Here is a 21,913-nt window from a genome sequence, read left to right on the forward strand (position 1 = left end):
ACTTCGATGCTGCTATGGAAACGCGTACGCTTGGCTCCAGCGGTCCCACGGTCTCCACGATCGGTCTCGGCTGTATGGGCATGTCCGAGTTCTACGGGACGCCCGACGAAACGCGCGCGAAGGACACGCTTCAGCGCGCCCTTGATCTCGGGGTGAGGTTTTTCGATACCGCTGATATGTATGGCCCGTTTACCAACGAAAAACTGGTAGGCCGACTGCTTGAACCCTATCGTAATCGAGTCACACTGGCGACGAAGTTCGGAATCGTCCGAGACGAGAAAGGTGGTATGCACGGATTGAACGGTCGGCCGGATTACGTTCACGAGGCGTGCAACGCGAGCCTGGAGCGGCTCGGGACCGACCACATCGACCTGTATTATCTCCACCGCGTCGATCCGGATGTGCCGATCGAAGAAACCGTCGGTGCGATGGGGCAGCTCATCGATGCCGGCAAGGTGCGATACATCGGCCTGTCCGAGGCGGCGTCGGACACCATTCGTCGAGCTCACCGGGAGCGTAAGATCACGGCTCTCCAGACGGAATACTCGCTGTGGAGCCGCGATCCCGAGGACGACATTCTCGATACGGTGCGCGAACTCGGCATCGGCTTCGTGCCGTACAGCCCGCTCGGACGTGGATTTTTGACGGGTCGATTCGAATCGCCGGAGGATCTGCCGGAGGACGACTGGCGGCGCCATAATCCGCGTTTTCAGGGCGAGAACTTTCAGAAGAACCTGGACCTCGTCGACGCCGTCAAGCAGATGGCAGCAGAGAAGGAGGTGACGCCCGCTCAACTTGCGCTGGCCTGGGTCCTGCACCAGGGAGATGACATCGTCCCCATCCCGGGCACGACGCGGCCGGAGCATCTGGAAGACAACGTCGCGGCGACGGAGATCGAGCTGTCGGCCGACGACCTCGACCACCTCGACGATATTGCTCCGAAAGGCGCGGCCGCGGGCGATCGCTATCCTGACATGAGCACGGTCGACGGATAACACGTTGGTCCGGTCTGGCCCGTCGTTCCCTCTCGTACATTCCTTCTGCCTGCATGGCCCGCATTGCTGTTGTCGGTCCCGTCCATCCGTATCGCGGTGGCATCGCCCACTTCACGGAAATGACGGTGGAGGTACTCGCGCGCCGGGGTCACGATGTTCGACCGATCAGCTTCTCGCGTCAGTATCCGGAGATGCTTTTTCCCGGGAAGACGCAGTACGAGCCGGACGGGGAGCCGCCGGATGAGGTGAGCGGTGCGCCACGCCTCATCGATAGCATCCGACCGTGGACCTGGGCGAAGACCGCTGCCCACCTCGCGCGCTTGAAGCCTGACGCCGTGATTTTTCAGTACTGGATGCCGTTTTTTGCTCCAGCATACGGGCTGATCGCACGGTGGCTTAGGCGAAAAGGGATTCCGTCCCTCGCCCTCGTGCACAACGCTCTTCCGCACGAGCGCCATCTGTTCGACGCGCAGTTCAGCCGATTCTTTCTCGCTGCATGCGACAGCTACGTCGTCATGTCCGATGCGGTGGCTGCAGATGTACGATCGCTCTGTGGCGAGGACGCTGTGATCGAGCAGATCGAGCACCCCGTGTACGAACGGTTCGGTGAGCCGGTCGACCAGGCGGACGCCCGCCGGCAGCTACATCTGCCCGACGAGGCGCCGGTCCTTCTATTCTTTGGCTTCATCCGCGAGTACAAAGGTCTCCACATTCTGCTCGAAGCGATGCCGCGGATTCGTGACGCGGTGCCGGAGGTGCGACTTGTCATCGCAGGAGAGGTATATGATGACCCGGAGCGCTACCGCGCACTCATACGGAAGCATGAACTGGAGGAGGCGGTAGACTGGCACAATGGATACATTCCGGGCGATGAGGTGCCCGTCTTCTTCGGGGCTGCAGATCTTGTCGTCCAGCCGTATGTCTCCGCGACGCAGAGCGGGGTGGCGCAAATCGCGTTTCACTTCGAGACGCCGATGGTCGTGACGGATGTTGGCGGCCTTGCGGAAATCGTTCCTGATGGGGAAGCCGGCCTGGTGGTCCCCCCGGAAAATCCCGACGCTCTAGCAGATGCCGTCATTCGCTTCGTTCAGGAGGACCTCTCGATGCCTCTCCAGGTGGGGGCCCGGCGTCAGAAGCAGAAGCACGCCCCGGATCGCCTCGGCGAAGCTGTCGAGCGACTCCTGAACTGATCCTGTGTCGTTCACTCCGTGTGGAGTTTTTGCGAGGAAACGGCCAATCTGCTTTTTGAAACAGACATTCTGGGTGCGTTATTTTAGAATGAGTCTAAACAAGTCACCCATCGATCGAATGTCTGCTATGATACGTACTCTCGCCACTGTTTTTTCCGCCTTGCTTCTGGTGTTCAGCCTCAGCGCGTGCCAGTCGGGTGGAGAAGAGGAGAACAAGGAGCTTATCGTATACTCCGGCCGCAGCCAGGCCCTCGTCGACTCTCTTGTTGAGAAGTACCGTGCGCAGTCGGACGTAAACGTGCAGATTCGCTACGGCACCGACTCGCAGCTATTGGCGGCGCTGCAGGAAGAAGGAGACCAGAGCTCGGCTGACGTCTTCTGGGCGAACACCGCGGGTGCTCTCGGCAATGCCGTGAATAACAACCTGCTTGCGGACCTGCCGGACACCTTGAACGCGATGCCGGACCGTTTTGCGTCGGCCAGTGGCAAGTGGACGCCGGTAACGGCCCGCTTCCGTGTTCTCGCGTACAACACAGACCAGGTCGACAGCACCGCTCTCCCGGCCTCAATCACCGATCTGCCGAATGCGGACGAGTTCGAAGGACGCATCGGTTGGACGCCCGCCTACTCCAGCTTCCAGGACTTCGTTACGGCGCTGCGCGTCACGAAAGGCGACTCGACGGCCCGCGCATGGCTGGAGAGCATGAAGGAGCTGAACCCGAAGAGCTACACCTCTAACACCCCGATGATTCGGGCGCTTGCAGCAGGCGAAATCGATATCGCCCTGACGAACCACTACTACGTGCTCCGTATCACGAATCCGGCGCCGGAGGGTGAGTACGAAGAAGAAGAGCATGAAGAAGAGGAAGAAGGAGAAGAAGAGTCGATTGCTGCTTCGGCCCCGGTCGCCACGTATCACTTCGAAGATGGGGACGTCGGAAACCTTGCTCTTGTGACGGGAGCGGGCGTGCTGCAGACGACGGATCAGTCGGCCGCTGCACAGGACTTCATTCGTTTCCTTCTCTCGGAAGAAGCACAGGCCTACGGTGCGCAGACCGTGCACGAGTATCCCGTCATCAATGGAACGGAGGTGCCTTCGTACATGATGGATGCGGATCGTGCGTTGCTCCTCAGCCCGGACTTTGAGCTGGAGCGTCTGCGGGAGATCGACGAAACGCTCAACATGCTGCGTGACGCCGACCTGTTGTAACGACCGGCTCTTCGCGCGAACGACGGACCGTTCGCGTCCTGTTCGACGTACAGAACTGCGCCGTTGACCTGCGGCCTGGACATGCCATTGCGGCGTGCTCCGGGCCGCGGGCATTTCGGTCCGCTAGTGACGCTGCTCCCTGGGATCGGCGTTTCCCGTTTTACTGAAGTGGATGTTTTCCTCTGTGAATCTGATCGATCGCATTCCGCCCTCTCTTCGCCGGTGGTACGTGGCGCCACCCGTGATTATCGTGGCGCTCGGCGTCGTCATTCCGCTCGGCTATCTCTTCGTGCGCGCCGGGCAGGCGGAGTGGAGCCTGTTGTCGGATCTGGTGTTTCGCTGGAGAAACGTTCGGCTGCTGTGGAATACGGTCTCGCTCACAGGAGGTGTTCTTGTAGGGACGATCGTACTGGCCTTCCCACTGGCCTGGCTGACGACGAAAACGTCGATCCGAGGAAAAGGTGTTCTCACGCTGCTCGGAGTGCTCCCGCTGGCCGTGCCCGGCTACGTGATGGCGTACGTTCTGCTGTCCACGACGGGCGCGTACGGGACGCTCGCCCAGATCGCGGATATCGTGCTGCCGCGCCTGTCGGGGTACGAGGGGGCGCTGATAGCGCTCAGCCTGGGCACGTATCCCTACCTTTTTCTGAACCTGCGGACGGCGCTTCTGGGACTCGATCCCGCCCTCGAAGAGTCGGCGCAGGCGCTTGGTTACGGCCGATGGCAGGTGTTCACACGCGTCATCCTCCCGCAACTGCGCCCGGCGTTCCTCTCGGGCGGACTCCTCGTCGTCCTCCACGTTCTGGGAGATTTCGGCGTTGTCTCGCTGATGCGATTCGAGACGTTCAGTTACGCGCTGTACCTGCAGTATCAGGCGGCCTACGACCGAGTGTACGCCGCCTGTCTGGCGCTTATGCTACTCGCCCTGACGATAGGCATTCTGTTCCTGGAGGCCCGATTGCTTCGCGGCCTGCTGCTTCATCGAACGGGAAGTGGCGCAAGCCGAAATACGCGTCGGGTCGGGCTCGGGAAATGGACGACTCCGGCCTACATCTTTGCCGCAGTGGTCGGGCTCGTGTCCGTTGCCTTGCCCGTACTCACGGTGGCGTTCTGGATGACGGACTCGGCCGTGAGTGGTCTGCCGTGGGCGTCCCTGGGCGAATCGCTGTGGGCCTCCGTTTCGGCGTCTGCCCCGGCCGCGGTTCTCGCTGCACTCCTGGCCTTGCCGGTCGCCTACGTCGGTGTCCGCGAGCCGTCCCGGGCGACTCGCATCATCGAGCGCGTGGCGTATCTCGGCTATGCGACACCGCCGCTGGCCTTCGCGCTGGCGTTGATTGTGTTCACGCTCGCGGGATTCCCGATCGTCTATCAGACGCTTGCGCTACTCGTGTTCGCGTATGCGCTTCACTTTATGGCCGAGGCGATCGGACCGATCCGGAGTGCACTCTATCAGGCCCCGCCAAATCTTGAGGAAGCCGCCCGGTCGCTTGGCCGGACGCCCGCGCAGGCGTTTTTCTCCGTCACCGTTCCGCTGCTCCGGCGCGGGCTGCTGGTCAGTGTCGCCTTCGTCTTCCTGTCGGCGATGAAAGAGTTGCCGATCACGTTCCTCCTTTCGCCTCCAGGCTTCGAGTCGCTGGCGATGAAAACCTGGAGCGCGGCCAATGAGGCGATGTTCGATTCCGCAGCTCCCTACGCACTCGCGATCATGTTTTTCTCCGCCGCCTTCGTCGGACTCCTGCTCGTTCAAGAAAAATCACGAAGAACCGAACATACGGGACGAAAACCTGAGGCGCGTGCGTAGTATACAGACACAGTCTAAATTGAAGAGACTGCCTGAATCCGGCTCGCTTCGCGCGGAGCGAGGTCGGGTCTCCCCCGACGCGTTCTTCTCGTGCCTTCCCCAGCTATGAGCACCGAGATTCTTTCCGTTAACAAACTGTCGAAGCGTTTCACGCCCGACGCCCCTCTCGTCGTGCGCGACGTGTCGTTCGACGTGCGGGACAACGAGATCTTCGCCGTGCTCGGCCCGAGCGGCTGTGGAAAGACGACGATGCTTCGGTGCATTGCCGGCTTCGAGCGAGCGTCTTCCGGCACCGTCTGTATGCGCGATCGGATGCTCGAAGGACCCGGTGTCCACGTACCGCCAGAAGAGCGCGGGGTTGGACTCGTATTTCAGGATTACGCGCTGTTTCCGCACCTGACGGTTCTGGAAAACGTCGTGTTCGGTCTTAAGAACGTGCCGAAGGCGGAGCGGGAGACTCAGGCGCGGGAGGCGCTGAAAATGGTGGGCCTGAACGGATTCGAGAATCGAACGCCGCATCACCTGTCGGGCGGCCAGCAGCAGCGGGTGGCCCTCGCCCGCACACTCGCTCCCTGCCCAGAGCTGATCCTGCTCGACGAACCGTTTTCGAACCTCGATGCCCTTCTTCGTGAAGGCACACGGCAGGAAGTGCGTGGCCTACTGAAGGAGAGAGGCATGAGCGCCGTTCTCGTGACGCATGATCAGGAGGAGGCACTCTCCTTTGCCGATCGCGTCGCCGTCATGCGCGGGGGCCAGATCGAGCAGGTCGGGACGCCCGAAGAGGTATATTACCAGCCGCGAACGCTCTTCGTCGCGCAGTTTCTCGGGCGAACCAACCTGTTGTTGTCGCAGGCGCGCGGACGGCAGGCGCAAACCGCCCTCGGAGAGATCGGTCTTAACCGCGACGCGGAGGGCACCGTACTGGTATCGCTTCGCCCCGAGCACCTGACGCTCGAACCCGGCGACACAGATGCCGGTCCGACAGGAACGGTGATCGACCGGGCGTTCAAGGGGCACGACATCACGTACCGAGTGGAGTGCGACGGGGCAGAGTACCTTGTCCACACACACAACCGGATGTCGTACCAGCCGGGCGATCACGTTTCGATCCGTCCGCAGGAGTCGGCCGTCGTACTGGAAAGTCGTTCGACCCCGATGGATACGACCAACGGGGTGACGTCCGAGGAGACCGTCGCCCAGAAATGAGGCTGCTCGATCGGGTGCAGCGTGGCCTCAGACGTAACGTCCTCTGAAGGCGGGAAACAGAGACAGGGTCGGGAGTTTCGTACTCCGGCCCTTTTGTCATTTATACCCAGTCTTCTACGGTTTTCGCTATGGCTTCCTACGACTATGATGTTCTCGTCATCGGTGGCGGCGCGGCCGGGCTTTCAAGTGCGGGTATCGCTACAAACCTTGGCGCGAAGACGACGATGATCGAGCGCGAGGCCTTAGGAGGCGACTGTACGTGGACCGGTTGTATTCCGAGCAAGACCTTGCTTAAGGCCGCGAAGGTCGTGCATCAGGCACGAAACGCGAGCCGATTCGGACTCACCGATCAACGGTTTGAGGTCGACTTCGCAGGCGTCATGGAGCACGTGCGAGAGGTGCGTCAGGAGGTGTACGACGATGCCGATCGGCCGGAAATTTTCGAAGATATGGGCATCGACGTGCGAAGCGGGACCGCCCGGTTCGTCGATAATCACACCGTCAGCGTGTCGGGAGACGATGGCAGCGAGCAGCTCACGGCGCGCTTCATCGTCATTGCCGCTGGCGCGCGTGCGTTCGTCCCGCCGATCGATGGGCTCGACCGCGTTCCGGTGCTCACCAACGAGGACCTCTTCGATTTAGAGGAGCAACCGGAACGGCTCGCTATCATCGGGGCGGGGCCGATCGGGTCGGAGATGGCACAGGCCTTCTCGCGGCTCGGGACGGATGTGACCGTCCTGGACATGAGCGATCGTATTCTACAGAACGACGACGCCCAGCTAGCGGACGAGCTTCGACAGGTGCTTGTGTCGGAAGGGGTTCGGTACATCCTGGACGCAGACATTACCTCGATCGAACAGAAGAAGGGTGTGACGTCAATTCATGCCGATGCCGCCGGCGATGCCGTCGATGTGGAGGCCGACGCCGTCCTGCTTGCTACGGGCCGGACCGCGAATGTCGAACAACTCAATCTCGATGCGGCCGGCGTCAACGTCTCACGGAAAGGCATTACCGTCGACGACTACTGCCGGACGAGCCAGCGCCACATTTACGCCGTGGGTGACGTGACCGGGCGCTACCAGTTCACGCACATGAGTGGTCACATGGCGAAAGTGGCCGTTACGAACGCACTTCTGAAGGTGCCGTCTAAGATTGACGCAGCGCACGTTCCATGGGTGACGTACACCGATCCGGAGCTCGCTCACGTCGGGGCCCTCCCGGACGACCTGGATGAGCAGGGTGTCGACTACGAGACCTACAAATTCCCGTTCAGCAAGCTCGACCGTGCCATCACCGAGGGCGAAACGGCCGGCTGGATTAAGGTGCATGCGAAGAGCCTGACCGGGACGATCCTCGGAGCGAGCGTCCTGGGGGCGCATGCGGGCGAGTTGATTAGCTCTCTCGCGGTCGCCATGCGGAACGGCGTGACGCTGCGCAACATCGGGGACACGATTCACCCATATCCGGCCTGGGGCGAAGGCGTCAAGCGGGTTGCGGACCAGTGGTACGTGCAGAAGCAGTCGTCGACGTTTACACGTGCACTGAAAACCGTCTTTGGTTACCGCGGCCCGGTGATCGAGCCCGATCCGGAGCGCATTATTTAGTGGACGCCAGCAGCGCAGACGTGAATTTCGAAAAGCGGTCACACCGCCGTCGCCCATGGGCCAAAATATGTTATTAACGGGACTACTGTTCATTGCTTCGACGGTGCGCGAGCCTTTTATTAAAAAGGACCTTTCCATTCTGCTCCGGCCCTCCATGTCTGAACGCGTTATGACCTTTCGATCTCTCTGTCTTGCATTGCTCCTGGCCGTGGGTGGCTTCGTGACGCCCGCTCTCGGACAGTCCGTCGAAGTCGAACCCGCCGATCCGGCACTTCAGGTGGGCGATGAGATGCAGCTCGAAGCATTTTACGTGTCTCCCGATGGCGAGCGTCAGCGCGATACGACGATTGTGTTCTACTCCCCGTCCCGCGCGGTCATCGCCACGCGGAGCGGAGTGTTGACGGCTGAAGAAGCCGGCGAACATCAGATGATCGCTCTCCGGCCCGCTCAGGACGAGCAAGAGCGTATCATTCAGCGCTTTATGGTGAAGGTGACGCCGAAGCCCGTTGACGGTGTGGCATTCGTCGAAGCCCCTGCGTCCGTTTATGCGGGCACGATGATGCCGATGACCGTCCAGGCTCAGACCGAAGACGGAACGGCGCGAGACGACGTGGCGGTGAGCGTCGAAAGCAGCGATCCGTCCGTTGCGACGGTGGATCGCCTGCATCGCGTTCACGCAAAATCTCCCGGTACCGTCACGCTGACGGCGACGGCGGAAGACTTCAAGGCCACGAAGCAGATCGAGGTGAAGGAAAATCCCGTGGTTGCGTTGGAGTTGACCGGAGGCGCCGAGTCGGCACGGACGGGTGATGTTCTCGCATTCGAGGCAACGGCGAAAAATCCCGATGGCGAAGCCGTGGAGGATGCCCCGGTTCGCTACGCCGTACGCATCGACCAGACGGAGCCGATCGCTCCCGGTGCACCAGCCGAGATCGGTGCCGACGGACGCTTCGTGGCGGAAGATGCCGGCACCTACACGGTGATAGCGACAAGTGGCTCGCACGTGGCTGAAGCGACGGTCACGATCACCGAGCGCAATCCGGAGGGCAGCATCGAACTCGTTGGTCGCGGTCAGGTGTCGAATGTTCACACCTCTGACCTCTGGGTATGGGAAGCCGCCGACGGTCGTGACTATGCCATCACCGGCACATGGGGCGGAAACGGCGAGGCGTACTTCTGGGACGTGACCGACCCTGCCAGCCCGACGCCCGTGGACACCGTCACGGTGGATGCGCGAACCGTCAACGACGTGAAAGTCAGTGAAGACGGTCGGACTTGCATCATCAGTCGGGAGGGAGCCTCCGACCGGAAAAACGGCATCGTTATCCTCGACTGCACCGATCCGAACAATGTCTCGATCATCACGGAGTACACGGATCGCCTGACCGGTGGGGTGCACAACCTGTTTATCTACGAAGATCATGTCTACGCGCTCAGCGCCGGACAGCGGTACGAGATCCTGAACATTGAGGACCGCGCAAATCCGAAGCATGTCGCGACGTTCGAGCTTGACACGCCGGGCGCTTCGATCCACGATGTCTGGGTGATGGATGGCATTGCGTACTCGTCGAACTGGGACGATGGTGTCGTCCTCGTGGACGTCGGGAATGGCGTTAAAGGAGGCTCGCCGTCGAATCCGGTCGAAATAGGCCGCTACGCCTATCCGAGCGGGTGGAACCACGCAGCCTTTCCGTATAATGACAAAGAGACGGGCAAAAAGTGGGTCATAGGCGGAGATGAGGCATTCCCGAATGGTCTCAATGTCGATAACGAGCCGACAATTCCGGCCGGCTGGTTGCACTTCATCGACTTCACGGATCCAGAGAATCCGACCGAGGATGCACGCTACCAGGTGCCGGAAGCCGGAACGCACAACTACTGGGTCGACGGCGACCTGCTGTACGTCGCCTATTATAACGCCGGTCTCCGCGTCGTGGACCTCTCCGGTGACCTGAAGGGCGACCTCTACGCTCAGGGACGCGAGATCGCACGTTTCCGCTCGTTCGATCCGGAAGGTCGCGTCCCCAACGCACCGATGGCCTGGGGGCCGCAGCCGCACAAGGGACATGTCTTCTTTTCCGACTGGAATTCGGGCCTCTGGGTTGTGAAATTCACTCAGCCGGAGAAAGAGAAGGTCTCGGCCTCCCGGTAGACCCGAAGAGCTTTTTCACTGACGCGCTGACTGCACCCGGTTTTCTACATGCGCACCGTTCAATCTCTGCTGTTCGCTTTGCTCTTGCTCGTCGTCGCGGCCGTTCCGGTTCAGGCGCAGGAGTACTACGCCTACGTGGCGTCCGAGTCCGCCGACGAAGTCGCTCTGGTTCGCTTCGATGGGACCGATGCTGTCGTCGAAGAAACGATCTCCGTCGGGCAGATACCGGTGGAGACGGAAGGCGCGCATGGGATGACTGTATCTCCGGATGGCGATCACTGGTTCGTCTCGATCGCGCACGGCAAGCCGTACGGTCGCGTCGTGAAGTACGAGACGGGCACAAACAAAAAGGTGGCGGCGGCCGAGGTCGGCCTGTTTCCTGCCACGATGCAAATCTCCGAGGTGACAGGGCTTCTCTACGTTGTGAACTTCAACCTGCACGGCGAACCAGTGCCGAGCACGGTATCGGTGGTCGAACCGGAGACGATGACGGAAATTGAGACCGTCGAAACGGGCATTATGCCCCACGGCTCGCGCCTCAGTCCGGACGGCAGTAAGCACTACTCGGTCGGCATGATGGATGGCACCCTCTACGAGATCGATGTGATGAGTGGAAAGGTGTCTCGTACGCTGAAAACGGGTGAAGGCATGACGAAGCCAACGTGGGTTCAGCCGCATCCGTCGAAGCCGCTCGCCTACGTCGCGCACAACGGCGCGGATGAGGTCGTCGTTGTGGACCTTGAGACGTGGACCGTCACGCAGCGCTTCGATACCGGAGAGGGCACGAAGCCGTACAATCTGGATGTAACGCCTGATGGCTCCACGCTGGTCGTTTCCTACAAGGGGTCGGGAGAAACCGGCATCTGGGACCTTGAGAGTGGTGAGCGCCGTGCGGTCGTCGAGAACACTCGAGGTGTGACGCATGGTGTCGTCGTGACGCCCGACAGCCGGTATGCATTCATGACGGCAGAAGGCGTCGGCGGCGAGCCTGGAACGGTCGACATTGTCGATCTGAAGACCGCGAAAAAGGTGGCTCACGTCGACGTTGGGCTGCAGGCTGGCGGTATTGCATTCTGGAAAATGGATACCAAGAGCGCCGCACATCGGTAGAAGGCGTCGATCCTCTCATCGCCGTCGGCCGGAAGCGGGACCCTAACGTTTCCTTCGACCCTATGGCCGCAACCGGAACGTATGTGTTGCTCCTGCACGTCGACGATCGTACGTCAGTAGAAGTCGGCGCCCTCGGTGATGTTGAACTGGCGCCCGGTCGGTACGTCTACGTCGGCAGTGCCTTCGGGTCCGGTGGGCTGCGCGCACGGCTGCGACGGCACCTGCAGGTGAAGAAAGAATCGCCGCACTGGCACGTCGATTATGTGCGACAGGTCTCGCGGCTGGAAGGTGCATGGGTCTCGACCGCCAATCAACACCTCGAATGCACCTGGGCGGGCGCAGTCCGAGAGCGCCTTCCTGTTGACATCCCGCACTCGGGAGTAGGAGCGTCGGATTGCGATTGCCCAGCCCATTTTTACCGGGTATCGACCAACTGTAGCACCGAAGATATCGGCAGTGTCCTGAAGCGCGGCGCCCGGTTGTACAAGGTCGATGAACTTCGGTGTGAGGTCACACGACCGGGCGGAGCGTCCGCGTTTACATAAATATTGCTGCCCATCATTTTCCCATCTCCTATATCCTGCATGGTCCGTTTCCTGCTCGTTCTCGTTCTTGCTGTCGGTGGACTCGTCCCCTCATCGGCAGAGGCACAGCCGCTCGCGGACACGTCCATAACGGGCTCGTGGCTGGGCACATTAAAGGTCCCGGATGGTGAGTTTCGGGTCGTCTTCCATCTACGCCGCAACCAGGATAGCGAGTTAACCGGTACGATGGACAGCCCGGATCAGGGTGCCACGGGAATCCAGCTCTCGCAGGTCGTTCGGACTGCCGATACGCTGAGGATTGGCGTCCGCTCGATCTCCGGGCAATTTGCTGGCGTGATCGATATGCAAAAGCAAACGATCGACGGGCAGTGGGCTCAGGGTCCGGCGCGACTTCCCCTCACGTTGCGCAAGACGGATGAAGCGCCATCGATCGAGCGACCGCAGCAACCACAAAAGCCGCTTCCATACCGCGTCGAGAACATTCAGTTCAGCGCTCCAGATGGTGTACCGCTCGCCGGCACCCTGACCATTCCGAGAGGCACGGGACGGCATCCAGGTGTGCTACTCATCGCCGGGGCAGGAGCACAAGACCGCGACGCGTCTGTGGCCGGTCACCGACCCTTTCGCGTGTGGGCGGACCAGTTGACGCGCGCCGGATTCGCTGTTCTTCGCTACGACGAACGCGGGGTCGGCGCCTCGGAAGGGGAGCCACAAGGGTTGACGACCGAAGAACTATCGCGGGATGCGGAGGCGGCGCTGACGTCGCTCGCTTCGAGGACCGAGGTGAACGACGAGCCCCTCGCCGTGATCGGTCACAGTGAGGGGGGCACGATCGCAACGATGATAGCGAACCGGGATAACCGAGTCGATGCCGTCGTGCTTCTTGCAACGCCATCCGTTCCGGGCGACGACGTGCTGAGCGATCAACTCGACATCCGGGCAGAGGCAAATAACGTCGACGATCGAACGCGTGCCATGCAGCGCGGAACGCAGGAGCGGATTTTTCGCGCGATCAAAGAGAACGCGGATTCGACGGCAATGGCGAACGAGCTACGACGCGTCCTGATCGACTCCCAGGGAATTCGTGGAGAGGAGGTGATCCAGCAAGAAATTCAGCGTCTCACCGCGCCATGGCTGCGCGCATTCCTCCGCTACGATCCGGCACCGGCCCTTCGCCGTCTTGATGAGCCGGTGCTTGCCATCTACGGCACGCGGGACACGCAACTCAAGCCGGAAAAGAATGCACGTGCGCTGCGTGAGGCGCTCTCGGGTGGGGCGTCCTCCGACATAACCATTCGCGAGATCCACGGGCTGAACCACTTGCTTCAACCAGCCACGACAGGCCGACCGGGAGAGTACGGACGCATCGAACTGACCGTCGCGCCTCAGGTGCTCGATCTCGTCGCAACCTGGCTTGACGACCGCCTCCGCTAATGCACCAGCACGTTCCTCCGCTCGTCTGGATTCTACTATGCCGCATCGTCGTTTGTCATCGTCCGATTGGTGGGAGCAGTCCCGCCGTGACTTGCGTGCGGCGGAGCATCTCCTGAACGAGGGCTTCAGTGCGCATGCCGTAGCTCTTGCCCACCTTGCTGTCGAGAAGTCGATGAAAGCAATTCTTCGAGATCGGAGCGGAGAAGCGCCCCCTGTGACTCACAACCTGTCGGAGCTGATGGTGCGAGTGGGAGGCGAGTGGCCGGCAGACCTTGCTCGCGCGATCGACGAACTATCCAGGCTCGATATCACTCTGCTCTACGAACCGGACGCCTTCTTCCGTCGTCGCCTGCCTGACCATTTTGAAAACGCTAGACACGCGGTGGCAGATGCGCGCTCGGTTGTAGAGTGGATCCAGCATCAGTTGGAATCCTCATGATCGAACGCCGGTGTTTCATCCGACGATATGTGAAACGGTGTGTATCAGCGCATGAGAGGTCCGGGTCCTAAGGTTGGTGTTCATGATCGACACGACCAGATGTAAACAACTACTTTATCATCCACATCCGGTGCGCAGATCGGCAGAACCGTCTTTTGCTCGCATATGTGCATCTTGTGTTCAAGCGAGCTAAAAACATGTAATCAGATCGTGATCCGTGCGACAAGATCACTTGAACTAGATCTTCTAGGCGTGGGCGTTGCCCCTGTTGATGGGCGCAGTTCAACATTTACCCTCAACACCCCCTACGTCTGCATGAATCGACGTACGAATCATCTTGCGACATGGACGGCCATCCCACTTTTGTTTGTGGGTCTCATCCTCACCGGCTGCGATAGCAGCGGTAGTAACGGAGACAGCGGCCCGACGAGGGCTACAATCTCCGGACAGGCTACAACATCTGCCAAAGCATCCAAGGCGAGCGTTGAGGGTGCCACGGTGACGGCGGTGAGCGTCACAAGCGACGGCGATACCGATGAACTTGAAGGCGAAACGACTACGAACGCCGACGGGAGCTTTGAGCTCGACGTCGAAGGTACGGGCGCTCGCGGCATCGTCATTGTGACGGCGGAGAAAGCCAGTGCCGACTTCGAACAGAAGGCGATCGTGAAAGTGGACGGTCGGAGCAACGTGCAATCCGCCGTGCTCACGAACGAGACCACGGCAGAAGCCAACGTATACGTTCAGGCCGAGAACGAAGACAGTGACGGCGAGGACGGGAACGACGGTGATGATTCCGATGGAGACTCCGACACCGAGTCTGGTGACACAGACGAAGACGCCAATGGCGAAGACGAGCAAGGCGTTACGAGTGCTGATGTGGTAGCGCACGTCGACGCGGAACTCGCAGCCGAGATCAACAGCGGCGCAACGAGCCCACAGGCTGTTGCCAAAGCGATCGCCGGAGGCATTCTCGCGGAGGCCGAATTCTTCGCCCAGAGCCAGTCCAGCGTAGCGATGGAAACGGTGGAGGAGGAAAAAGAAGCGCTCTTCCTTCAGCTGCAGAGTGATCTGAATGCCGCTGCAAATGCCGAAGAGCGAGCGGCAGCGAAGGATGCGTTTGAAGAAAGCTACGCAAACGTCTTTGTCGCCGTGGGTGTGACAGCCGAAACGCAGGCCAAAGCGCGTCAGGCGGCAACATCGACGATCATGAAGCGGGCGACGGCACTTTCAGCAGCGGCCAAAGCAGAAGTAAAACAGAAAGCCGAGCTGTTTCAGGCCTTCGCAACCGGAGCCGCGAATGAAGCCCGTTTCCAGGCGGCCGGTGCGACGCAGGCGAGCATCACGGCACTGCAGGATGCACAGGCGGCCCTTGTCGCAGACATTCGCGCAAGTGCTACGGCTAGTGTCACGGGAATTAACAACGCGAAGGCGACGTACGAATCGGACGTGAGAACGGCCATCGAGTCGGGTTTTAGCACGACGGCCACCACAATCGCCACGGCTGAGGATGCGTTTGCTACATCGCTTCAGACGCTCCTCAGTGCGCTCGATACTGATCCGAGCAACACGGCTAACGCCTACGTCACGTTTTACGGAAGCGCAGAGACCTCGGCAGAGACGGCCTTCAGTTCGGCCGGCGTGACCAATGCCGAAGCCGCAGGCGATGTCCTCGTGCTCACGACTGTGGGGATGAACTAACACGGTTCATTTCAGCATGTACGGCACGAGCGGCATTCAATTGCAGCCGTGACGACGCAAGCGGCCCGACCGGGGTGATTCCGGTCGGGCCGCTTTTTTCGTGATGAGAAGGACGCTAGGAAGGCTGCCGCAATGCCTAGTTACTTTGGACTTCAATGCGGAAGTCGACTTCGGCTTCGATGAAGCCCTGTGTCTCGCTTGTGTTGTTCACACCGATGATCATAAACGCCTGCGCCGGCCCGGACTGAATCGTGCCCGTCAGATCCGTGTCGGCAGTGTTGAGGTTGGTCTCAAGAGTAGATTGGACAGCCTGTTCGGGAGCGATGAGCGGTCCGGACTCGCTGCCTCCGAGATGAAGTTTGATGTCTTCGACATAGTCGTAGAGCTTCGACGACGAGGCAGATCGTGTCCCCGCCGATCGACTGATCGTGATGCTCGTGACGCGGGCGGAGACGACATCGTCCCGGCTGAAACCGTACGTGCCGATGATTGAACCAAGGTTGTCGGTGCCGATAGAGGCTACACCGATCTCGCCGTTGACGGCCGTGCTTGGATCATACTCGAACTCATACGTCACGGTCGTGGGGTTCGCGGGGTCGTTGAGGGTGATGGTATCATCACCCGTCGTCGCCGTATCACAGGCAGTGAAAACGAGCAACAGGGCCGCAACCGTTAGAGCGGGTGCGATGAGCGAGCGGAGAAGACGCGTGTGCATAGAAAGTCGAGACTTGATCGAAAAAGGCCAGAAGGGGAACGCTGTCAACGGAGAGCGGAGCGTCCGTCGAACACGTCGGACGAATCTCACGAGGTGGTGATCCAGTCCGGAAGTGAGCCGTCAGGGATCGGCCCAGTTAGAACGACCCCGTACACGGAGATAGGCCGCGCATGACATCGCGAGGGTAACGGCCGGGCAGAGAAAACGAATGGACGCGCCCGATTCGTACCCACTCGCGCAATGAGACGTAAAGAATCCGTCGCTTAGGTACGCCGCCGCTCGCCTCACGGATTTCGATGTGCGCAAACGAGGACGTCCCGATCTGGATGCGTTTTACCGCGACGTGGGGGTGATGCCTTTCTCGTACGTCGCTTTGTAGTCGCGAACGGCTCGGAAGATGGCGCTTGCGAGATACGTTTGACCTCGCTCACTTTTCAGGAAACGGGCTTCGCTGGGGTTGGTCAGGAAGCCGAGTTCGACCAAAACGGCCGGCATGGACGCGCTCCACAGCACGTAAAAACCGGCCTGATGAACACCGCGACTCCGACGGCTTACCCGGTCCTCGAACTGCGATTCGATGAGCGACGCAAGTTTCTCGCTCTGTCGCATGTATGCGCTCTGGGCGAGCACCTGCCGCACGAGGGCCTGCTCGTCGTAGTCCTCGTACTTCTGCGTGTTCTCCTCAAAGCGGATGACCGAGTTCTCACGCTCCATGACCTTGCGTGCGGCCTCCGACTTATGCCGTCCGAGGAAGTAGGTCTCCGTGCCGCGAGCCGATCGCGAACGCGCTGCGTTGATGTGGATCGAAATGAATAGCTTCGCGCCCGCCCGATTGGCGATTTTGCCACGCTCCTCCAGTTCGATGAAGGTATCGTCCGTTCGCGTGTAGACGACCTCAATGCCGAGGTTGTCCTCAATATACCCGCCCAGCTTTTTCGCCACTTTCAAAACGAGATCCTTCTCCCGAAGCCCGTTTGCTGAGGCTCCCGGATCCTTTCCACCATGCCCAGCATCAATGACGACTTTGTCGAGGCGCCAGCGTTCGCGGGCCTGTTGTGATGCTCCACCCAGCATGGCAGCAGCCGCGGCATTCGATGAGCCACCGGCGGACGCCGTCGAGGAGGCCGTTCGCGTTGGAGGAGAGGACCCGTTCGAGGAGGACCGACTGGAACGGGCGTCAGCGGTCGCAGGTGTGGGTACGGGACCCGGAGCGTCGGTGCCGCCAGGGTAGGCGAGGTTCAGCAGAATGTCGTTCGACGACCGATCGCGATAGGCGTCGGGCTCGACCGTTCTGCTGAGGTCAAACCGGAGGATGATGTGCCCATCTTGCTTGTTCGTTGTGAACCCGGTGATGGGTCCCTCGGGTGCATCATGCTGAAAAGAGGACGCCAGGTCGGTGTTATAGAGCGTCCACTTGAGTTCGTTGCTACCGACGGAACGGGGCATGCCGTACGCCGCAATCTTCCCGGATGCCTGAACCCGGACGACATAGCCGCCGCCATCTGATCGGGCCGTAAAAGAGATGTTGGTCAGTTGTGCACGTGCCTCCACGGTTGAAGCGTCACCGCGTGTGCCGTCGGTTCCTTGTGCCTTGGGTACGGACAGCCCGAGCACACAGGCCAAGATCACGATGCAACGCAGGGCGCGATGCATCGAGCCAGGAACGAGGGAAGACAGTGACAAAGCACTCATGATAGGGACGGCGATAATTCAGCAGCGTGCAGCAGGCACGAGAATGGGGTGGTTCAAGCGTAACATAAAGTATGCAATCTATGGGCCGCAAAGTAAAGGTGATGACACCAGATTTTCGGTTGAGATCGGTGTGGGCGTGTGCCATCGGCATAAAAAAGCCTGCCGCGGCGTAAGCCGGGCAGGCAGGGGCTGCACCTTGTAGGGGACGCCGAGTGCGTCTAGCGGAAAGCAGATTATTCGTTTGCGGCTGTCTCTTCGCCAATGAGTTCTTCCAGACGACGTTGAATCATCTCGTCCCGCATGTCTTCGCGCTTCTCGAGTCGTCGTTGCAACTCATCGATTTGCCGCTGCAGTTGCTCAATCTCGCGCCGTCGGTTGTCCTGCTTCAGGTCGAAGATCCGGTTCAGCGTTGCGCGCAGTGTGTCGATTTGCGCGTCCCGTTCCGGGCCGTCGGGGAGAAGTCGTATCGTTCGTGCAATCTCACGAGATTCCAGTTCCATGCGACGCTCGCGCATCAGCTTTTCGTACAACTCTTGGCTCCGACGCTGCATCTCCTGCAGGTATTCTTGACGAGCCACCTCCATGTTGTCGGCGCGGCGCGATACGTTCTTCTCGGCCGTCGTTCTATTTCGTCCCTGTGCCGTCGATGCCTGGGCCAGTCCGCTCGCCGGTGATTGCATCTGGGGACGCTGCAAGATGACGGACGCATCGGACTGGCGCCGGACCTCGTCTTCCGAGACGGGCTCCAGGGTGTTCGTCACGGCATACAGCGATCCATTGATTTCGACCACAGGTTTCCGAATCCCGAGAAAGCGATATTGCGCTTCGACTCCCGAGACGTCGAGGGAAGAAGGAAGTTGGTCCTTCGAGATCGGGTTTCCGTCGACGTAGACGGTGTTGTTGTGGATCGTGAGGGTTCGCGTCTGAGTCTGCGCCGAGGCGGGCGCGACAACGAGCAGGAGTGCAATCGCGAGACCGAAAAAGGCGTTGAGTCGGCTCATGAGATCGGGGTGCAGGAAAACAGCAGGCCGGAGGGAAGGAGAGGGAGGCAGGGACCGGGACGTTCTGACGTGCCCATGGTTACGGACGACGTGATTGTGTCGGGATCAGGTCGGGGCGGTCGTTCCACGACGTCGGCGATGCGCTTCGCGCATTCACCACCTCGAGTCTGCGATGTAGGCGGACGACATCGTCGCCTTCGTCCCAGTCAGGAAGGTCACGATTGGCGGCGGGTAGCTGCCGCTCGGTTTGCGCGCTGATCTGAACGGATGACGCTGAATCATCCATATCGATCTGCCACCATCCGATGGCGACGAGCAGCAGGACTGCAGCAGCAACGCCGGCCTGTTGGAGGCGCCGAGAGATGCGAGACCGGTCTCGGTCTCCTCCTGACACCGGTTCACGGTCGACACGCGGACGGTCTGGGGTGTCGGACACTTCGTGAGATGCCGATGCATCTGCCGCAGCTTCCGTAATAGCGTCGAGGACGGAGGCATCGGGACGGGCCGGCTCCTTCTTGTCAAGCAGTGTTTTGACCTCGGCCAGGTCGTTGTACTCACGGGCCAGGGCCGGGTCTTCCTTCATGGCACGCTGGAGGTCCTGTGGATCAGGCTCTTCTCCGTAGAGGTGACGTATTATGCGTAGCGTCTCGTCCATAAGTGCGGGTGCGGGTCGTCGAACAGCAAGCGGCAGAGAATAGGCGTGGAGTCGCTGGGTGATTACGAGTCCACGGTCGGGGCGAGCGACGTCTTACCCGACGCTTCGATCATCTTGCGTAAGTTTTTGAGTGCATAGCGCATCCGGCCCAGGGCCGTGTTGATCGATACGTCGGTAAGCTCAGCAATTTCTCGAAATGTCAGGTCCGTCGTCTGGCGAAGAAGCAGCACTTCTCGTTGCTCCGGTGCGAGCTGTTCGATATGTTCGTCGAGCCACTCGCGCTGCTCCGAGCGATGCAATTCTTCATCCGCAACCGGCGCATCATCCGGAAGCCGGTCCCAGAAAGAATAGCCTTCCTCCTCGTCTGAGGACACATCAGCCCACTTCTTCTGCTTCCGCATGTGATCGATGGTCGCGTTTCTCGCAATGCGCATGACCCAGCTTTTCCAGTATCCCTGGCGGGTGTACGACCCCTGCCGGTCCTGCATCGCGTTGATCACACGCAGGAAGGTTTCCTGGAACAGGTCATTGGCAAGAGCACGATCTTTAACCATGCTCATGATATAGCCGAAAATTTGGTCCTGGTATCGTTCCACAAGCTGTCGGAAGGCACGTTCATCACCTTCCTCCAGGTAAGCGGAAACCAGTTCTTCGTCGGTGGGAGCCATGCGCGTGTGGGAAGCGCTCGTGATCGATCACCAGACGGTGACGTCGCGTGGGATGATGCGAACGCACCGCTGTCTTCAATTATTGTACGGTCCAGAAAAAAAGATGCCTCACGCACTGGTCGTCCCGAGGTCGTGGCGTGTAGCAATAATACCAATCGCGTCTCGTCGCCCGGTGCGGTAAGAGAAACGACGGTTGGCGGACCATGTGGTTCACGTCTAATACGTAACGCCGCCACTACTGTCCGATACGTAACACGTGCCGGAGAGGGAAGGCAGACCTCGCCGGTACGGCTGATCTTTCCCAACGTCTGCGAGATGATGTCATACCTGTACGGAATGGTCGCAACGCATCCGACTCGGGTGGACTGTGAACTGGTGGAGCGGCACGAGCAGAGAATCGCTACTGGAGAAAAGAGCGGTCGGGGTGTGCCAGCCTGGGGAACGGCTCACGTGTGCGAAGGAAATGTCACCACTCGACTTCAGCGCACACCGCAGCCCTACAGCCGGCGCACACGATCGGCTGCACAGGATGGGATGAGCCGAACGTCACTGACATGGTGTCCGCCACCGGGGTCGGAGCGAGGCGTGCTCCAGCCCCTGGTGGAAGGCGCCTCGATGGCGGTGATTCGTGTATCCATCGCCTCGGCAGAAGCCGTCTGCAGTGACATTCGGGGAGCACTCCGTCCGCGGCGCCGCGATGCGTTGAAGACGGATTCCCTTGCAGAGCACGTCTTTCAACTGCTGCTGGAACGGCGCGATCAGATGCCGTCACGCACGCCCATGCGGACGCTCCGGGCCGTTACGTGGAACGTGCTTCGCTGGAGTCAGCGTGCGGATACGGACGTGTCGATCGGAGATGGCATGCAAATGCCACTGCTTCAGGTGCTCTGGAATAGTGGCACAACGGACGGACTGGTCGGATGCACCATCGGGGCACCGCTCTGGTCGCTGCTCCGGACGGAGCCTCGCGGTTGCGGGATTTGTGGAACGGTGCACGCCGCTCGGACGCCCGAGAGAGAGTCCTACGCCGCCCGCATTCTGGTAAGCGAGCCATTTACGGACGAAGAGTGGACGTCCGTACCGGGTGACAGCGTGTTCTCCGTCACGGCCGATGCACACATCGATCACGTCGCCACGGCAAGTGCATGAGGGCCGACTGCTTGCGTTGCTGGAGAATGAATCGACTCCAGTGCACCCGAAAAGCAATTTCGTCCGGCGCTGTGGAAACGGATTCGTCGTGGAATCGTCTCCTGTCTTGACAGCAGGGACTACGTTCCTGCGCGCACCTCGCTTCCCTGACGAATCGCTCCGACGGACATGTCTTTTCGCAACCGTCCTGCCCTCAGTTTTCTTATCGTTGTGCTCCTCCTGTTTGCCGGCTGTGGTGGATCGGAAGGGGACTCGAGCGCAACCGAGCAATTTGATCGCGCTCGCGCCTGGGTCGAGCAGCAATCTGCCGTCGTGAAGGATGTGGGCGAAATGATCGACGCGTACGAGCGGAACGACATGAAACGTGCCGCAGCCGAGATGGACAGTCTGCGTGGCAAGCTCAACTGGGAGGAACTGGGCAGCCCACAGATGCGCGACCGCATTCTGACGATCGGGACCGAGGTCTACGCTGCGCTCGATCGGACGGAAGACGCCGCTCGATTGATCGAGAATGCCCTGCCTCACCTCGACGGTGAACTGCGCACGCAGTGGGACGAACTCCGCGCACGCCTGGAGGATGGCTCCATCCCCCGGACGCTGGACTCGGACGCAAGCGGCGAAGCGGTTGGGGAACGAGAGTGACGGA

General features: G+C 60.4%; 19 protein-coding genes. 14 read left to right on the forward strand and 5 right to left on the reverse strand.

Annotated features, from left to right (window positions below; translation table 11 throughout):
* Positions 1 to 14: 14 nt before the first annotated feature.
* From CRI94_RS03830 to CRI94_RS03885, 12 genes are all read left to right on the forward strand, one after another.
* Positions 15 to 995, forward strand: a complete 981-nt coding sequence (locus CRI94_RS03830; protein ID WP_098074355.1) for an aldo/keto reductase — start codon at positions 15 to 17, stop codon at positions 993 to 995.
* Between the two features lie 53 nt (positions 996 to 1,048).
* Positions 1,049 to 2,185, forward strand: a complete 1,137-nt coding sequence (locus CRI94_RS03835; protein ID WP_098074356.1) for a glycosyltransferase — start codon at positions 1,049 to 1,051, stop codon at positions 2,183 to 2,185.
* 127 nt (positions 2,186 to 2,312) lie between these two features.
* The gene (locus CRI94_RS03840; RefSeq protein ID WP_098074357.1) at positions 2,313 to 3,395 is read left to right on the forward strand and encodes an iron ABC transporter substrate-binding protein; all 1,083 of its coding nucleotides are present in this window, start codon (positions 2,313 to 2,315) and stop codon (positions 3,393 to 3,395) included.
* Between the two features lie 172 nt (positions 3,396 to 3,567).
* Positions 3,568 to 5,196 carry an ABC transporter permease gene (locus CRI94_RS03845; RefSeq protein WP_098074358.1) on the forward strand — a complete coding sequence of 543 codons (1,629 nt, stop codon included), beginning with the start codon at positions 3,568 to 3,570 and terminating at the stop codon, positions 5,194 to 5,196.
* A 105-nt stretch (positions 5,197 to 5,301) separates the two neighbouring features.
* Positions 5,302 to 6,402: an ABC transporter ATP-binding protein gene (locus CRI94_RS03850; RefSeq protein ID WP_098074359.1), complete on the forward strand. Its 1,101-nt coding sequence runs from the start codon at positions 5,302 to 5,304 to the stop codon at positions 6,400 to 6,402.
* Between the two features lie 128 nt (positions 6,403 to 6,530).
* Positions 6,531 to 8,006: a dihydrolipoyl dehydrogenase family protein gene (locus tag CRI94_RS03855; RefSeq protein WP_098074360.1), complete on the forward strand. Its 1,476-nt coding sequence runs from the start codon at positions 6,531 to 6,533 to the stop codon at positions 8,004 to 8,006.
* Positions 8,007 to 8,160: 154 nt separating this feature from the next.
* Positions 8,161 to 10,158: an Ig-like domain-containing protein gene (locus CRI94_RS03860; protein WP_245846065.1), complete on the forward strand. Its 1,998-nt coding sequence runs from the start codon at positions 8,161 to 8,163 to the stop codon at positions 10,156 to 10,158.
* A 48-nt stretch (positions 10,159 to 10,206) separates the two neighbouring features.
* Complete coding sequence (locus CRI94_RS03865) at positions 10,207 to 11,268, forward strand: YncE family protein (RefSeq protein ID WP_098074361.1); 1,062 nt, start codon at positions 10,207 to 10,209, stop codon at positions 11,266 to 11,268.
* A gap of 62 nt (positions 11,269 to 11,330) precedes the next feature.
* Positions 11,331 to 11,813, forward strand: a complete 483-nt coding sequence (locus CRI94_RS03870; protein ID WP_098074362.1) for a GIY-YIG nuclease family protein — start codon at positions 11,331 to 11,333, stop codon at positions 11,811 to 11,813.
* 39 nt (positions 11,814 to 11,852) lie between these two features.
* On the forward strand, positions 11,853 to 13,247 hold the full coding sequence (locus CRI94_RS03875; RefSeq protein ID WP_098074363.1) for an alpha/beta hydrolase family protein: 1,395 nt from the start codon (positions 11,853 to 11,855) through the stop codon (positions 13,245 to 13,247).
* A gap of 37 nt (positions 13,248 to 13,284) precedes the next feature.
* The gene (locus tag CRI94_RS03880; RefSeq protein WP_098074364.1) at positions 13,285 to 13,686 is read left to right on the forward strand and encodes a HEPN domain-containing protein; all 402 of its coding nucleotides are present in this window, start codon (positions 13,285 to 13,287) and stop codon (positions 13,684 to 13,686) included.
* 315 nt (positions 13,687 to 14,001) lie between these two features.
* Positions 14,002 to 15,387, forward strand: coding sequence for a hypothetical protein (locus CRI94_RS03885; RefSeq protein WP_098074365.1), 1,386 nt, complete (start codon positions 14,002 to 14,004; stop codon positions 15,385 to 15,387).
* 136 nt (positions 15,388 to 15,523) lie between these two features.
* Here CRI94_RS03885 and CRI94_RS03890 read toward each other — a convergent pair whose 3' ends face one another.
* The 5 genes from CRI94_RS03890 to CRI94_RS03910 all read right to left on the reverse strand — a co-directional run bounded on the left by CRI94_RS03890 (position 15,524) and on the right by CRI94_RS03910 (position 20,118).
* On the reverse strand, positions 15,524 to 16,102 hold the full coding sequence (locus CRI94_RS03890; protein WP_098074366.1) for a hypothetical protein: 579 nt from the start codon (positions 16,100 to 16,102) through the stop codon (positions 15,524 to 15,526).
* 333 nt (positions 16,103 to 16,435) lie between these two features.
* Complete coding sequence (locus tag CRI94_RS17810; RefSeq protein ID WP_218919348.1) at positions 16,436 to 17,794, reverse strand: N-acetylmuramoyl-L-alanine amidase family protein; 1,359 nt, start codon at positions 17,792 to 17,794, stop codon at positions 16,436 to 16,438.
* Positions 17,795 to 18,027: 233 nt separating this feature from the next.
* A complete protein-coding gene (locus CRI94_RS03900; RefSeq protein WP_098074367.1) occupies positions 18,028 to 18,795 on the reverse strand; it encodes a hypothetical protein in 768 nt (255 codons plus the stop codon).
* 79 nt (positions 18,796 to 18,874) lie between these two features.
* A complete protein-coding gene (locus CRI94_RS03905) occupies positions 18,875 to 19,450 on the reverse strand; it encodes a hypothetical protein (RefSeq protein ID WP_098074368.1) in 576 nt (191 codons plus the stop codon).
* Positions 19,451 to 19,512: 62 nt separating this feature from the next.
* On the reverse strand, positions 19,513 to 20,118 hold the full coding sequence (locus tag CRI94_RS03910; protein WP_098074369.1) for an RNA polymerase sigma factor: 606 nt from the start codon (positions 20,116 to 20,118) through the stop codon (positions 19,513 to 19,515).
* A gap of 318 nt (positions 20,119 to 20,436) precedes the next feature.
* On the opposite strand from CRI94_RS03910, the gene CRI94_RS03915 reads away from it, so the two are divergent.
* Positions 20,437 to 21,267 (forward strand): class II glutamine amidotransferase domain-containing protein, encoded by an 831-nt coding sequence (locus CRI94_RS03915; RefSeq protein ID WP_179862143.1) that lies wholly within the window; start codon positions 20,437 to 20,439, stop codon positions 21,265 to 21,267.
* A 168-nt stretch (positions 21,268 to 21,435) separates the two neighbouring features.
* The gene (locus tag CRI94_RS03920; RefSeq protein ID WP_098074371.1) at positions 21,436 to 21,909 is read left to right on the forward strand and encodes a hypothetical protein; all 474 of its coding nucleotides are present in this window, start codon (positions 21,436 to 21,438) and stop codon (positions 21,907 to 21,909) included.
* Positions 21,910 to 21,913 lie beyond the last annotated feature (4 nt).

The sequence above is a fragment of the Longibacter salinarum genome (assembly GCF_002554795.1).
Classification (GTDB): Bacteria; Bacteroidota; Rhodothermia; order Rhodothermales; family Salinibacteraceae; genus Longibacter; species Longibacter salinarum.